The organism is Kitasatospora sp. NPDC058190, assembly GCF_042883685.1.
Lineage (GTDB): Bacteria > Actinomycetota > Actinomycetes > Streptomycetales > Streptomycetaceae > Kitasatospora.
Genome location: NZ_JBHVVI010000186.1, coordinates 1 through 12,504, shown reverse-complemented (window position 1 = coordinate 12,504; position 12,504 = coordinate 1). Strand labels below are relative to the sequence as shown.

Annotated in this window: 10 protein-coding genes, 1 pseudogene and 1 riboswitch; of the genes and pseudogenes, 3 read left to right on the top strand and 8 right to left on the bottom strand. The window is 72.1% G+C overall.

Annotated features, from left to right (window positions below; all coding sequences use genetic code 11):
• Positions 1 to 239: pseudogene (locus ACFVWU_RS42235) on the bottom strand (manganese transporter); the annotation flags it as partial.
• A gap of 343 nt (positions 240 to 582) precedes the next feature.
• A riboswitch (M-box (ykoK) riboswitch) is annotated at positions 583 to 760 on the bottom strand.
• Between the two features lie 183 nt (positions 761 to 943).
• Between ACFVWU_RS42235 and ACFVWU_RS42230 the strand changes: the two are divergent.
• Positions 944 to 2,245: a YhgE/Pip domain-containing protein gene (locus ACFVWU_RS42230; RefSeq protein WP_387631448.1), complete on the top strand. Its 1,302-nt coding sequence runs from the start codon at positions 944 to 946 to the stop codon at positions 2,243 to 2,245.
• Here the strand turns inward: ACFVWU_RS42230 and ACFVWU_RS42225 are convergent.
• The 5 genes from ACFVWU_RS42225 to ACFVWU_RS42205 all read right to left on the bottom strand — a co-directional run bounded on the left by ACFVWU_RS42225 (position 2,230) and on the right by ACFVWU_RS42205 (position 8,537).
• On the bottom strand, positions 2,230 to 4,581 hold the full coding sequence (locus ACFVWU_RS42225; RefSeq protein WP_387631446.1) for an FdhF/YdeP family oxidoreductase: 2,352 nt from the start codon (positions 4,579 to 4,581) through the stop codon (positions 2,230 to 2,232). The two genes, ACFVWU_RS42230 and ACFVWU_RS42225, sit on opposite strands and share 16 nt — an antisense overlap.
• A 90-nt stretch (positions 4,582 to 4,671) precedes the next feature.
• Positions 4,672 to 5,589, bottom strand: coding sequence for a LysR family transcriptional regulator (locus ACFVWU_RS42220; protein ID WP_387631444.1), 918 nt, complete (start codon positions 5,587 to 5,589; stop codon positions 4,672 to 4,674).
• Complete coding sequence (fdhD, locus tag ACFVWU_RS42215) at positions 5,590 to 6,519, bottom strand: formate dehydrogenase accessory sulfurtransferase FdhD (RefSeq protein WP_387631443.1); 930 nt, start codon at positions 6,517 to 6,519, stop codon at positions 5,590 to 5,592.
• Positions 6,507 to 7,781: an MFS transporter gene (locus tag ACFVWU_RS42210; protein WP_387631441.1), complete on the bottom strand. Its 1,275-nt coding sequence runs from the start codon at positions 7,779 to 7,781 to the stop codon at positions 6,507 to 6,509. The genes fdhD and ACFVWU_RS42210 overlap by 13 nt, the downstream gene beginning before the upstream one ends.
• Positions 7,782 to 8,057: 276 nt before the next feature.
• Complete coding sequence (locus tag ACFVWU_RS42205; protein ID WP_387631439.1) at positions 8,058 to 8,537, bottom strand: GreA/GreB family elongation factor; 480 nt, start codon at positions 8,535 to 8,537, stop codon at positions 8,058 to 8,060.
• A 298-nt stretch (positions 8,538 to 8,835) separates the two neighbouring features.
• On the opposite strand from ACFVWU_RS42205, the gene ACFVWU_RS42200 reads away from it, so the two are divergent.
• Both ACFVWU_RS42200 and ACFVWU_RS42195 read left to right on the top strand, forming a co-directional pair.
• Complete coding sequence (locus tag ACFVWU_RS42200) at positions 8,836 to 10,278, top strand: glyceraldehyde-3-phosphate dehydrogenase (RefSeq protein WP_387631437.1); 1,443 nt, start codon at positions 8,836 to 8,838, stop codon at positions 10,276 to 10,278.
• Positions 10,279 to 10,387: 109 nt separating this feature from the next.
• Positions 10,388 to 10,876 carry a hypothetical protein gene (locus ACFVWU_RS42195; protein ID WP_387631435.1) on the top strand — a complete coding sequence of 163 codons (489 nt, stop codon included), beginning with the start codon at positions 10,388 to 10,390 and terminating at the stop codon, positions 10,874 to 10,876.
• Here ACFVWU_RS42195 and ACFVWU_RS42190 read toward each other — a convergent pair.
• Both ACFVWU_RS42190 and ACFVWU_RS42185 read right to left on the bottom strand, forming a co-directional pair.
• On the bottom strand, positions 10,862 to 11,773 hold the full coding sequence (locus ACFVWU_RS42190) for an alpha/beta fold hydrolase (RefSeq protein WP_387631433.1): 912 nt from the start codon (positions 11,771 to 11,773) through the stop codon (positions 10,862 to 10,864). The two genes, ACFVWU_RS42195 and ACFVWU_RS42190, sit on opposite strands and share 15 nt — an antisense overlap.
• An 85-nt stretch (positions 11,774 to 11,858) precedes the next feature.
• Complete coding sequence (locus tag ACFVWU_RS42185; protein WP_387631430.1) at positions 11,859 to 12,374, bottom strand: sigma-70 family RNA polymerase sigma factor; 516 nt, start codon at positions 12,372 to 12,374, stop codon at positions 11,859 to 11,861.
• Positions 12,375 to 12,504 lie beyond the last annotated feature (130 nt).

The window sequence follows — 12,504 nt, the reverse complement described above, 5'->3', positions numbered from 1 at the left end:
TGCCCGGCCTGGCCGTAGGTGGAGAAGGCGCCCGCGTCGTTGTCGCCGACCATCACGATCAGGCCGGGGCCGACGATCGCGAGCAGGGTCTTGAGTCTTGCCGAGAGCCCCTGGCGCGGTGCGTCGTCATCGAGCCGGATGGTGCCGAGCGCACCCTTGATGTCGCCGACGTGGGCGTCGTCCAGCACCGCTGAACGCTGCGGCGGAACCTTCGAGTCGAGTGTGGCGTTGGTGGTCATGACGTTCCTCCCGTGAACCCCTGGCAGGTGGGGTGGTCGGGGGCGCGCAGCAGCAATTCCCCCTGCGTGCGGGCACGGCGCGTCGGCGCGCGGCGGTGCGGCCGTACGGGGACGTACGGGCACGGCGGAGCCGCGTGCGTGGTGTCAGCGCTGACGCATCGTCAGATCTACGCGCAGGGAGGGTTGTTACCGCGTACCGGAGGTGTGCGAGGGCAAGCGGGGGCAGGGGCTACTGTGGCCCGGACTACTGCAATCCATGTCTCTCGCCTCCTCCCGGCCGACGCACCCCGTGGTGCGTGTCATCGACGCGGCAAGGAGTTCGCCGGCACGCGAAGCGACCGCCGGTTCACCCCAACTCGTCAGAGCTTTGGCACTCCACGGCGTGTCCAACCCCCTTGGGTCGGAAGCCACTTCGGATCAACCCTTAGGTCGGGAAGATCTGTCCTAACCCTGGGCGTCTCTCGACGTCGTCGGATCAGTGGCCTGTGTCCGTGAAGAAGCCTCACCGAACGAGGTGCCTTCTTCAAACCTCCAGAAGCATAGACCGGCCGGAGGGTGATACTTGCGCACTTGGTAGAACCTTTACCTTTGCGGAGGTGTGCCACCCGCCCGGGTGGCGCGGGTTTGACCACCCGGCCGCCACGGAACGACTTCCCGCCGTACCCGCAGCGGCACCAGGCAGTGCCCACGACCCGAGGGGTGGCATGGCGACCACAGGCTCCCAGGGGGCTCCCCGGCAGGCGAGGGCGCTGGCACTCGCCCGGCACCCCAAGCTGTGGCTCTTCCCGAGCGTCCTGTGCGGCCTGCTGGCCGTGGTGCTCTCACTGCTCTACATGGGCGGCATCGTCAACCCGAACGGGAACCTGCACCGGCTGCCGATCGCCCTGGTGAACGCCGATCAGGGCGCGCCGCCACCGGGCCACCCGGCGAACCTCGGAACCGAGCTGACCCGGGCGGTGGTGGCCGGAACCCCCGACGACACCGTCGACTGGCGGCAGACCGACGACGCCGGCGTCCGCGACCTGCTCGCCTCCGGCAAGGTCTACGGCGCGCTGCTCGTGCCGAAGGACTTCACCGCGACCGTCACCAAGCTGGCCACCGGCGGCGCCACCGAACGGCCCACCCTGACCGTCCTCACCAACCCCGGCCTCGGCAGCCTCGGTGCCTCGATGGCCGCGCAGATCGTCCAGGCCGCCGCCCACCAGGCCTCGGTCACGACCGGCAAACAGCTGCTGGCCGCCCTACCGGCCTCGAACGCCCGGGGCCCGGACACCGGCGCCACCGCCCGGTTGCTGCTCGCCGACCCGATCGCCGTCACCACCCGGGTCGGCCACCCGATCGGCGGCCACAGCGGCCTCGGCCTGAGCGCCTTCTACTACGCCCTGCTGGCCGTGCTGACCGGCTTCATCGGCGGCAACATCATCCACAACGGCGTCGACGGCGCGCTCGGCTACAGCGACAGCGAGATCGGCCCCTGGCACACCCGCCGTCCGACCGTCCCGATCAACCGCACCCAGACCCTGCTGCTCAAGATGGTCATGACGGCCGGGATCATGCTGCCCACCACCTCCCTGGTGCTGCTCTGCACGGTCGGCATCCTCGGCATGGACGCCCCGCACCAGGCGATGCTCTGGCTGTTCGGCTACTGCGCGAGCCTGGCCGTCGGCCTCGGGGTGCAGGCGATCAACGCCGCGTTCGGCGGGATCGGGCAGCTGGTGTCCATGTTCGTCTTCATCGCGCTGGCCCTGCCCTCCTCCGGGGCGACCGTCCCGCTCCAGGCCGTGCCCGGGTTCTACCGCTTCCTCGGCATCTTCGAGCCGATGCGCCAGCTGAGCGCGGGCATCCGGGCGATCCTCTACTTCGACGCCCGGGGAGACGCCGGGCTGGCCCGCGGCTGGATCATGATCGCCGTCGGCCTGGTGCTCGCGCTGGCCTTCGGCTTCGCGATGACCCGCTACTACGACCGCAAGGGCCTGCACCGCTGGACGCCTCAGCCCTCGGACTGACTCTTCGCCACCGTCACCTTCAGGTGCTTCATGATCGGCTGGTTGCTCTGGGTGCTGTAGTCGCCGATCGCGCACAGCACGTTCAGCTCCGGCATGTACCCGGCCGCGCAGCCGCGCGGGATGTCGTACGGGACGGCCAGGTAGCCGTGCACCGAGCGGGTGCTGCCGTCCCTCGCCGTGCTGGTGACGTCCACCGGGTCGAACTCGTCGATGCCGCGCTCGCGCATGTCGTCCTTGTTCAGGAAGACCAGCGTGCGCAGGTTCTTCACGCCCCGGTAGCGGTCGTTGTCCGAGTAGATGGTGGTGTTCCACTGGTCGTGCGAGCGCATGGTTCCCAGGGCCAGGGTGCCCGGCTCGGGGACGACGTCGGGCAGCGCGGCGGTGGAGAACTCGGCCTTGCCGGAGGGGGTGAGGAAGACCAGCTCGCGGGCCGGCTGCCTGATCCGGAAGCCCAGCGGCAGCCGCACCCGGCGGTTGAAGTCCTCGAAGCCGTCCAGCACTTGGGCCATGGTGTCGCGGATCCGGTCGTAGTCCTCGATGTACCACTCCCACGGGGTGGGGCTGTCCGGCAGCGCCGCGCGGGCCATCCCGGCCACGATCGCGGGCTCGGAGAGCAGGTGCGGCGAGGCCGGGCGCTTCATGCCGCGCGACAGGTGCACCATGCTCATCGAGTCCTCGACGGAGGTGCTCTGCTCCCCACCGCGCTGGTGGTCCTTCTCGGTCCGGCCCAGGCACGGCAGGATCAGCGCCCGGCGTCCGTGCACCAGGTGGCTGCGGTTCAGCTTGGTGCTCACCTGGACGGTCAACTCGCACCCGCCGAGTGCCTCGTGGGTGTAGGGCGTGTCCGGCGCGGCCTGCGCGAAGTTGCCGCCCATGCCGACGAAGACCTTCACCTCGCCGCGCCGCATCGCCTCGACCGTCCCGACGGTGTCCAGGCCGTGCGCGCGCGGCGGCTCGATCCGGCACACCTCGGCGAGCCGGTCCAGGAGCTCGTCGGTGGGCCGGTGGTCGATCCCGCAGGTGCGGTTGCCCTGCACGTTGCTGTGCCCGCGCACGGGGGAGGGGCCGGCCCCCTCGCGGCCCAGATTGCCGCGCAGCAGAAGGAGATTGACGATCTCCCGCGCGGTGTCCACGCCGTGCTCGTGCTGGCTGACGCCCAGGCACCAGCTGAAGATCGAGCGGTCCGCCTCGCGGTAGATCCGCGCCGCCTTGAGGATCTCCTTCCGGCTCAGCCCGCTCTGGCGCTCGATCTCCTCCCAGGGCGTCGACGCGCAGACCTCGCGGTAGGCCTCGAAGCCGCTGGTGTGCCGGTCGATGAACAGCTGGTCCAGCGCCTTGTCGTCGGTCGCCGACTGCTCCAGGATCGCCTTCGCCATGCCGCGCAGCAGCGCCATGTCGCCGCCGATCCGCGGCTGGAGGTTGAGGGTGCTGGTCCGGGTGGACTTGTTCAGCGCCATGTCGGTGAAGTCGTGCGGGATGATCGTGCGGGTGGCCGCCGCCTCGACCAGCGGGTTGACGTGCACGATCCGCGCGCCGCGCTTGTACGCCTCGGCGAGGGCGGTGAGCATCCGGGGCGCGTTGGAGGCCGCGTTGACACCCAGGATGAACAGGGCGTCGGTGACCTCCCAGTCCTTGAGGTCGACCGTCCCCTTCCCGGTGCCCAGAGAGGCCTGCAACGCCCGTCCGCTCGCCTCGTGGCACATGTTGGAGCAGTCGGGCAGGTTGTTGGTGCCCAGCTCGCGGGCCATCAGCTGGTAGAGGAAGGTCGTCTCGTTGCCGAGCCGGCCGGAGGTGTAGAAGGCGGCCCGGTTCGGGTCGTCCAGCCCGCGCAGGGTGCTGCCGACCAGCTCGAAGGCGTCCTTCCAGCTGATCGGGACGTAGTGGTCGGTGTCCGGGTCGTAGACCATCGGCTCGGTGAGCCGGCCCTGGTCCTCCAGTGCGAAGTCGCTCCAGCCGGACAGCTCGGTCACCGAGTGGGCCGCGAAGAACTCCCGGCCGACCCGCTTGCGGGTCATCTCCCAGGTGACGTGCTTGATGCCGTTCTCGCAGATGTCCAGGTGCAGGCCCTTGGTGTCGTCCGGCCAGGCGCACCCGGGGCAGTCGAAGCCGGTGTTCTCGTGGTTCATCCGCATGACCGCCCGCGGCCCGTCGACGTACGCGCCCTCGCGCAGCAGGAAGCGGGTGACGCTCTTCGCCGCGCCCCAGCCGGCGGCCGGGTGGTGGTACGGCGCGAACTGCGGCGGGCCGGCGGGGGAGGGGCCCACGTCCTCCGGCTCCTGCGGGGCGGCGGTCGCGGCGTCGTCGGAGGTGGTCACGGTTCTGGCCTTCCGTCGCATGGACGCACGGGTGCACGGGCGCACGGGCGTCGGACACCCGGCGCCGGGGTCGAGGCTACGTCCGCCCGTCGAACCCCGCGCGTCGAGCGGCTACGCCCCGGGCAGGCTGCCCAGGACGGCGGCGACATCGGTCCGCCGGGCCACCTCCAGCAGGGCGCGGGCCATCACCGAACCCGGCTCCCGGGCGGCGATCACCAACCCGATCGGCGCGCTGTGCACCGGCTCCACCAGCGGAACGGCCTGCATTCCCGGCGGGACGCCGAACACGTGCAGCCAGGCGTACGGCACCACGCTGGCCCAGTGGCCGGTGCGCACGTGCGCGAACAGCGAGGCCACCGAGTCGGTCTCCACCCGGGGCGTCGGCTCCAGCCCGAGGCCCGCGAACACCTCGTCCAGCACCCGGCGGCCCTGCATGCCCGGGTGCAGCAGGCACAGCGGCAGCCGGGAGGCCTCCGCCCAGGTGGCGCGCGGATGCCGGGCCAGCCCGTCCGCCAGGCTGGTCAGCAGGACGTACCGCTCCTCGTACAGCGGCAGGGCGCGCAGGTCCGCCGAGCCCGGCCCGGGCAGGTAGGTGATGCCCGCGTCGATCTCGAAGTTCCGTACCTGGCGCAGCAGTTCCTCGGAGCGCAGGTCGGTGGACAGTTCCACGGCCACCAGCGGGTGGGCGGCGCAGAGCGGCCCGGTGAGCAGCGAGACGGCGCCCGAGGCGGTCGGCACGGCGCCGATCCGCAGCCGTCCGCTCAGCCCGGTGCGCAGCGCGTCCACCTCGTCCCGCAGGGCGTCCCGGTCGGCCAGGATGCGCTGCGCCCACAGCACGATCCGTTCGCCCTCGGGGGTGAGGCCCTCGTAGGCCCGGCCGCGCCGCACCAGCAGCACCTTCAGCTCGTCCTCCAGCTTGCGGACGGCCTCGGACAGGGCCGGCTGGGAGACGTGGCAGGCCTGGGCGGCGCGGGCGAAGTGGCGCTCGCGGGCGAGGGCGACCAGGTACTCGAGCTGGCGGAAGAGCATCTACTCGGCCACCGGGACGGGGTCGGTGCGGGCGGTACCGCTGTGCGCGGGGCCGAGGCGGGCCGGGTCGAGTCGGTCGGGGTCGAGTCGGTCGGTGTCGAGGTGGTCGGTGTCGACGCGGTCCGCGCGGGTGTAGACGTTCATCGAGTCGCCGCGCAGGAAGCCGACCAGGGTCAGCCCGCTCTCCTCCGCCAGGTCCACCGCCAGCGAGGAGGGCGCGGAGACGGCGGCGAGCATCGGGACGCCCGCCATCACGGCCTTCTGCACCAGCTCGAAGGAGGCCCGGCCGCTGACCATCAGCACCGTGCCGCGCGCCGGGAGCAGGCCCTCGCGCAGTGCGTGGCCGACCACCTTGTCCACCGCGTTGTGCCGGCCCACGTCCTCGCGCAGGCAGAGCAGCCGCCCCTCGGCGTCGAACAGGCCGGCCGCGTGCAGGCCGCCGGTGCTGTCGAAGACCTTCTGGGCGGCCCGCAGCCGCTCGGGCAGCGCCGACAGCAGCGCGGGGGTCACGCGCAGCCCGTCCTCGGCGACGCTCCACGGCGCGGTGGTGCGCACCGCGTCCAGGCTGGCCTTGCCGCACAGGCCGCAGGAGGAGGTGGTGTAGAAGTTGCGCTCCAGCGAGGCGTCCGGGGCGGGCACGCCCTGGGCGAGCACGACGTCCACCACGTTGTAGGTGTTGCCGCCGTCGGCGGTGGCCCCCGCGCAGTAGCGGATCCCGGTCAGGTGGTCGGCGGCGTGCAGCACGCCCTCGCTGACCAGGAAACCGGCCGCGAGGTCGAAGTCGCTGCCCGGGGTGCGCATGGTCACCGTCAGCGGGCGCCCGCCGACCCGGATCTCCATCGGCTCCTCGGCGGCCAGGGTGTCGGGGCGGTGCGAGGGCACGCCCTGGCGCAGCCGCAGCACCCTGCGCGGTACGGTCACTCGGCCCATCGTCGTCGGCTCCTCGGTGGTGTCGGTCCGGACTGTACGGATGCATCCTCGCTCGTTTCCGACCCTGCGTGCGTCGGGTCCTCCGGCTCTGGCAGGTGGCGGCGGCTGTGCGCGCCGGTGACGGCCAGGCAGAACACGCCCACGGCGGCCATGCCGACCAGCAGGGCCGGGTAGGAGGCGTGGCCGGCCGCCCCGGCGAGCAGCAGCGGGGTGAGGAAGCCGCTGGAGGTGGTGCTCTGGTACAGCGAGGCGGAGGTCGGCCCGGTGTTCCGCGGGGTGAGCCGTTCCACCTCGTGCAGCCCCGCGCCGAGCGTCAGCCCGTACCCCGTGCCGAGCACGAACGCGGCGGCCACCACCAGGCCCACCGAGTCGCGGGCGGCGGCGAGGGCGCCGAGCAGCAGTCCGGCGATCACGGTGGCCATCGCGGTGAGCGTGGCCCGGGCACTGCCCGCGTCGTCCAGCCGGGCCGCGAAGGGCTGGGCGACCACGCCCATGGTGAGGGTCAGCGCCGCGACCAGGCCGCTGAACAGTGGCGCGTAGCCGGGCACCCGGCTGGCGACCAGCGGCGGCAGGACCACGTACGCCACGGTGGCGGCGCCGAGGACGGCCGGGCTGGCGGGCAGGACGACGTAGCGGAACCGGGGGTGGCGCACGGCCGCGCGGTGGTGGTCCGCGGGCCGGACCGGGCGGTGGACCGCGGCGGTGTCCGGGATGCGGCGGGTGGCCCGCAGGACCAGCAGGCAGGCCACGGAGTGGGCGAGGCAGGGCAGCACCGTCGGGCCGGGCAGCCACTCGGCGATGACGCCGGAGGCCAGCGCGCCCGCCGCGAAGCCGGCCCCGGTGGCGTACATCGCGCGGCGGGCCGCCGCCTCGGGCGTCGTTCCGGGTCCGGAGAGCTCCCGCAGCCAGGTCGTCCCGGCGAGGAACACCAGCCCGGCCGCGAAGCCGGTGGCCAGCCGGGCGGTGTAGCCGGTCGGCTCGTCCGTCAGGGCGAGCAGCGCGCTGGCGGCGGCGGACAGGCCGAGCGCGGCGCGCACCGTCCGCCGCCGGCCGTACCGGTCGGCGGCGGGACCGCCGAGCAGCAGGCCGGGCACCAGGCCGACCAGGTAGACCGAGAACATCGCGGCCAGCGACAGCGCCGACCAGTCGGTGCGCGCCCGGTACACGGTGGCGAGGGCGGTGAACTGGTTCGCGCCCCAGGCGGCGACGGCGACGGCGGCTGCGGCAGGGAGCCAGCGGGTGGTAGTGCGGGGGCGGGGCATGTGCTCGGTCTATTCCCTCTGCTCGGTTCCCCCGGCGGATTTCCCGGAGGAATTCCTGCGTCTTCGGTGAATCCGATGCAGAGCAGGGTGTGAAATGTCGAGCATTTCCGCCGGGCTTACCGTCCAGTGTTTCGCCCAGTGTCGTCGCACGTCAAAGAGGTGATTCCTGTGGTGCGATAAGCGGCGCCGATCGAGCGGGCGGAAAACCTGCCGGGCCGGTCGACCGGGCAATTCCGCCGAGGAATCCCGCAGGGAATTCCGGTGACTGCCGGCGTTTCACCCGGCCTGCGGGCCCCCGTCGCCCACCGCCAGCACGACCGCACTGGCCGCACCGCCCGGCGTCTCGTAGTTCACCGTGTCCCCGGTGTGGCGGCCCAGCAGTGCCTTGCCGAGCGGGCTGTCGTAGGTCACCAGGGTCAAGTCCCGCTCCTCCGCCAGCTCGGAGATCTCGACGGTCTCCTCCGCGCCGTCCGCGAACCGAACGGTGACGGTCGAGCCAACCCCGATCACCTCCGTGGACGGCGCCCCGGCCAGCTCGGCCTCCCGTAGCCGCCCCTCCAGCTCGGCGATCCGCCGGTCCAGCCGCGTCACCTCCGACGCCCGCTGCAACTCGTCCGCCGCATCCGCCCGGTCCCCCACCGGCTCCTCGCCCCGTAGCGTCGCGGCCACCTCCCCCCGCTCCGCCCGCAACTGCGCCAGCTCCTCCCGCACGGCACGCAGCCCCTCGGCACTGATCGGTTCCGGCCCACCGCTCATGGCAAGCTCCCGGGTCTGTCACGGAACACTCGAACACCGGCCGCCTCCCATTACCCCACCTCACCGCACCCCCGGCAAATCCTCGGTCGGGGCGGGCGCCGCGAGCGGGATTTGTCCGGCCAACTCCCCGGCGGCACGGGGGAGCTGGGGGTGGCGGTGATCACCTTTGGCGGTGGGGCGGTGGGGGAAAGCGCAGGTGGGAGGGGAGTGTGAGGTGGCCGGAGGAGGGACCGGCCGTTGGGGCGGGAGCGGGCGAAGCTACCATGAGGGCAACACCCTCAGCTCGAAAGATGGACTTGTGACTGTCAACGACGACGTGTTCACGGACTGGAAGAACCGCGAGGAGATCGCGGAGTCGATGATCCCGATCATCGGGCGGCTGCACCGGGAGAAGGACGTCACCGTCCTGCTCCACAGCCGGTCCCTGGTGAACAAGTCGGTGGTCAGCATCCTCAAGACGCACCGCTTCGCCCGGCAGATCGCGGGCGAGGAGCTCTCGGTCACCGAGACCATGCCGTTCCTGCAGGCGCTGACCACCCTGGACCTGGGCCCCTCGCAGATCGACCTCGGGATGCTCGCCTCGACCTACCGGGCGGACGACCGCGGCCTGTCGGTGGAGGAGTTCACCGCCCAGGCCGTCGCCGGTGCCACCGGTGAGAACAAGCTGGAGCGCCGGTCCGCGCAGGACGTCGTGCTGTACGGGTTCGGCCGCATCGGCCGCCTGGTCGCCCGCCTGCTGATCGAGAAGGCCTCCGGCAACGGCCTGCGCCTGAAGGCCATCGTCGTGCGCAACGGCGGCGGCGACGACCTGGTCAAGCGCGCCTCGCTGCTGCGCCGGGACTCGATCCACGGCCAGTTCCAGGGCACGATCACCGTCGACGAGGCGAACAACAAGATCGTCGTCAACGGCAACGAGATCACGGTGATCTACTCCAACGACCCGAGCGAGGTCGACTACACGGAGTACGGGATCAAGGACGCGATCCTGATCGACAACACCGGCAAGTGGCGTGACCGCGAGGGCCTGTCCAAGCACCTGCGCCCCGGCATCGCCAAGGTCGTGCTGACCGCCCCGGGCAAGGGCGACGTGCCGAACATCGTGCACGGCGTCAACCACGACATGATCAAGCCGGACGAGCAGATCATCTCCTGCGCCTCCTGCACCACCAACGCCATCGTCCCGCCGCTGAAGGCGATGGAGGACGAGTACGGCGTGGTCCGCGGCCACGTGGAGACCGTCCACTCGTTCACCAACGACCAGAACCTGCTGGACAACTACCACAAGGCCGACCGCCGTGGCCGCTCGGCGCCGCTGAACATGGTGATCACCGAGACCGGTGCCGCCTCGGCCGTCGCCAAGGCCCTGCCGGACCTCAAGGCGAAGATCACCGGCAGCTCGATCCGCGTGCCGGTGCCGGACGTGTCCATCGCGATCCTGAACCTGCAGCTGAAGCGTGAGACCAACCGCGAGGAGGTCCTTGACTACCTGCGGGAGATCTCGCTGACCTCGCCGCTGAAGCGCCAGATCGACTTCACCGACTCGCCCGACGCGGTCTCCTCCGACTTCATCGGCTCGCGCCACGCCTCGATCGTGGACGCCGGCGCGACCAAGGTCGAGGGCGACAACGCGATCCTGTACCTGTGGTACGACAACGAGTTCGGTTACTCGTGCCAGGTCGTGCGGGTCGTGCAGTACATCTCGGGTGTCGAGTACCCGACCTTCCCGGCTCCGGCGGTCTGATCGACCGGTTGATCGGTTTCGACGGGGCGGTGACCGGTTGGTCGCCGCCCCGTCGGCGTTCGCGGGCCGGTACCTTGCTGGGGTGTCGGGCGACGGGAGAGGCGGGGCGATGGCGGACGAGTGGCCCACGGTCGAGTTGGACCCGGTGCGGCGGCTGCGGGTGATGGCGGCGGCCGGGGCCGGGCGTCCGCTGTACGCCGAGCGGCGCCTCGCGGCGGGCTTCGACCAGGTGTGGCGGGTCGCGAGCGACCTGTCCGGTGAACTGCCCGGTCTGATCAGCGGGTTGCGCTCCTTCGAGGTCGGGCCCGCACAAGCGGGGGAACGGCTGGAGGGGCTCGCGGTGAGCGTCGTCGGTCACCGCGAGCGGTTCGAGATCGTGCTGCGCAGTGGCTGGTGCCTGATGCAGAGCCGGGTGCTGCTGGGCGGGATGGCGGCCGTGCCGGACGGGGACGGGACCCGCTTCGCCCTGCTCGCCGGCTTGCGGGTGCCGGGTGCCGGGCCGGTGCAGCAGCTCCTCGGCGGGCTCACCGAGCGGCGGGGCAAGGTGCTGCTGGACCGGCTGGAGCGGCGGATCGTCGAGCGGTCACGGACGGAATAGCCTGCGCACGGCGTCGGCCACCTCCTCGGGCGCCTCGTGCGGGAGGAAGTGCCCGCAGCCGGGCAGGACTTCGGCGCGCAGGTCGTCGGCGGGGGCGCCGGCCGGGGAGAGCAGGGACGGGCGGATCACCGGGTCCTGCTCGCCGCCGAGCAGCACGGTGGGGACGGTGAGCCGGCGCTTGTTGAACCGGCCGGACGCCAGGCGCGGGATGTCCCGGACGACGAAGCCCCAGTGCAGGAGCTCGGCGGCGCGGGCCGCTTCGGAGGTGCTGCCCGCCTCGACGTACTCGGCCAACTCTTCGGCGGGCCAGGGGTGTTCGTCGGCGGTGGCGCGTCGCAGGAGATGGGCGAGCAGCCCGGGGCGGTGGCGGACCACCCGGCGGCCGACGCCCGGGTACTCCAGCAGGGCGGTGTACCAGAAGCGCCAGGCGGTGCCGAGCAGGGCGCGTTGGCGCGGCCAGGGGTGGGTCATGTTGAGCGCGAGGAAGCCGGTGAACCGCTCCGGCGCGCGCAGGGCCAGCTCGAAGCCCGTCCAGGCACCCCAGTCGTGGCCGACCAGGCCCACCCGGTCCGTTCCAAGCCGGTCGAGGGCGGCGAGGGTCAGGCGGGCGCGGTCGTCGGTGGTGTAGCCGTGGCGGGGCGCCTCGGACCGGCCGAAGCCGGGCAGGTCCAGGCAGAGCAGCCGGAACTCGCCGCTGAGCAGCGGGATCACACGGTGCCAGGCGTACCAGTGTTGGGGGAAGCCGTGCAGGAGCAGCAGCGGGGTGCCGCCTTCGTCGCCGGCCTCGGCGAGGTGGAGGCGGACGCCGTCGGCATCGACGTGGCGGTGGCGTACGCCTGGCAGGTGGGGCAGATGGGGCGTGTGGGGCAGGTTGGGTAGCGGGTGGGGGGTGGTCATCGGGGTCTCCCTCCTGGGGGGTCTCAGGAGAGGAGAGGGCTCGGGAGGGCGTTGCAATCCCCGGGGTCGGCGGGCTTTTTCGGGCTCAGTGGTGTTCGGCGCCCCAGGCGGTGCGGAAGCCGTGGCGGGCGCGGAAGAGTCGTGAACGGACCGTTCCGAGTGGGAGGTCGAGGATCTCGGAGACGGATTTCTCGTCCAGGCCTTCGATGTGTCGGAGTGTCAGGATGGCGCGGTGGGCGGGTGGCAGGCGTTCCAGGACGTCCTGGATGTCGGTGGCCAACTCGGGGTCGTGATCGTCGGGTTGGTCGGTGGAAGCGGTCGGTTCAGGGGATCGGCGGGTGGCGAAGCGGACGGCCTCGCGGGCGGCGATCGTCCGGGCCCAGCCGAACAGGGCCGCGGGCGCCTTGAGTTGGCGCAGGCCGCGGACGATCGCGATCATCGCCTCCTGGGCGGCGTCGGGGGCGTCCTGGAGGGCGATCGGGGCGCAGACCCGGCCGACGTACGGCATCAGCAGGGAGAGGAGCTCGTCGAGGGCGAGGGCGTCGCCCTGCTGTGCCGCCTGGACGAGAGCGGTGAGTTCCTCGTGGTCGTGATGCGTCATCCCGCCCCCCGTCGGCGTTGTCGGACCAGCCTGGACGGTACCGGATGGGGGGGTGTTGGTGTGGGGGGTGTTGGTGTGGTGGGGGGCTTTCGGGAGGGTGGGTGGCCGGGGGCGGCTCCGGGGGTGGCCG

Coding starts and splice junctions, on each gene's coding strand:
- ACFVWU_RS42195 (WP_387631435.1), top strand. CDS start 10,388: ATGGCGGACGAGTGGCCCACGGTCGAGTTGGACCCGGTGCGGCGGCTG.
- ACFVWU_RS42230 (WP_387631448.1), top strand. CDS start 944: ATGGCGACCACAGGCTCCCAGGGGGCTCCCCGGCAGGCGAGGGCGCTG.
- ACFVWU_RS42190 (WP_387631433.1), bottom strand. CDS start 11,773: ATGACCACCCCCCACCCGCTACCCAACCTGCCCCACACGCCCCATCTG.
- ACFVWU_RS42225 (WP_387631446.1), bottom strand. CDS start 4,581: ATGCGACGGAAGGCCAGAACCGTGACCACCTCCGACGACGCCGCGACC.
- ACFVWU_RS42220 (WP_387631444.1), bottom strand. CDS start 5,589: ATGCTCTTCCGCCAGCTCGAGTACCTGGTCGCCCTCGCCCGCGAGCGC.
- ACFVWU_RS42205 (WP_387631439.1), bottom strand. CDS start 8,537: ATGAGCGGTGGGCCGGAACCGATCAGTGCCGAGGGGCTGCGTGCCGTG.
- ACFVWU_RS42185 (WP_387631430.1), bottom strand. CDS start 12,374: ATGACGCATCACGACCACGAGGAACTCACCGCTCTCGTCCAGGCGGCA.
- fdhD (WP_387631443.1), bottom strand. CDS start 6,519: ATGGGCCGAGTGACCGTACCGCGCAGGGTGCTGCGGCTGCGCCAGGGC.
- ACFVWU_RS42210 (WP_387631441.1), bottom strand. CDS start 7,781: ATGCCCCGCCCCCGCACTACCACCCGCTGGCTCCCTGCCGCAGCCGCC.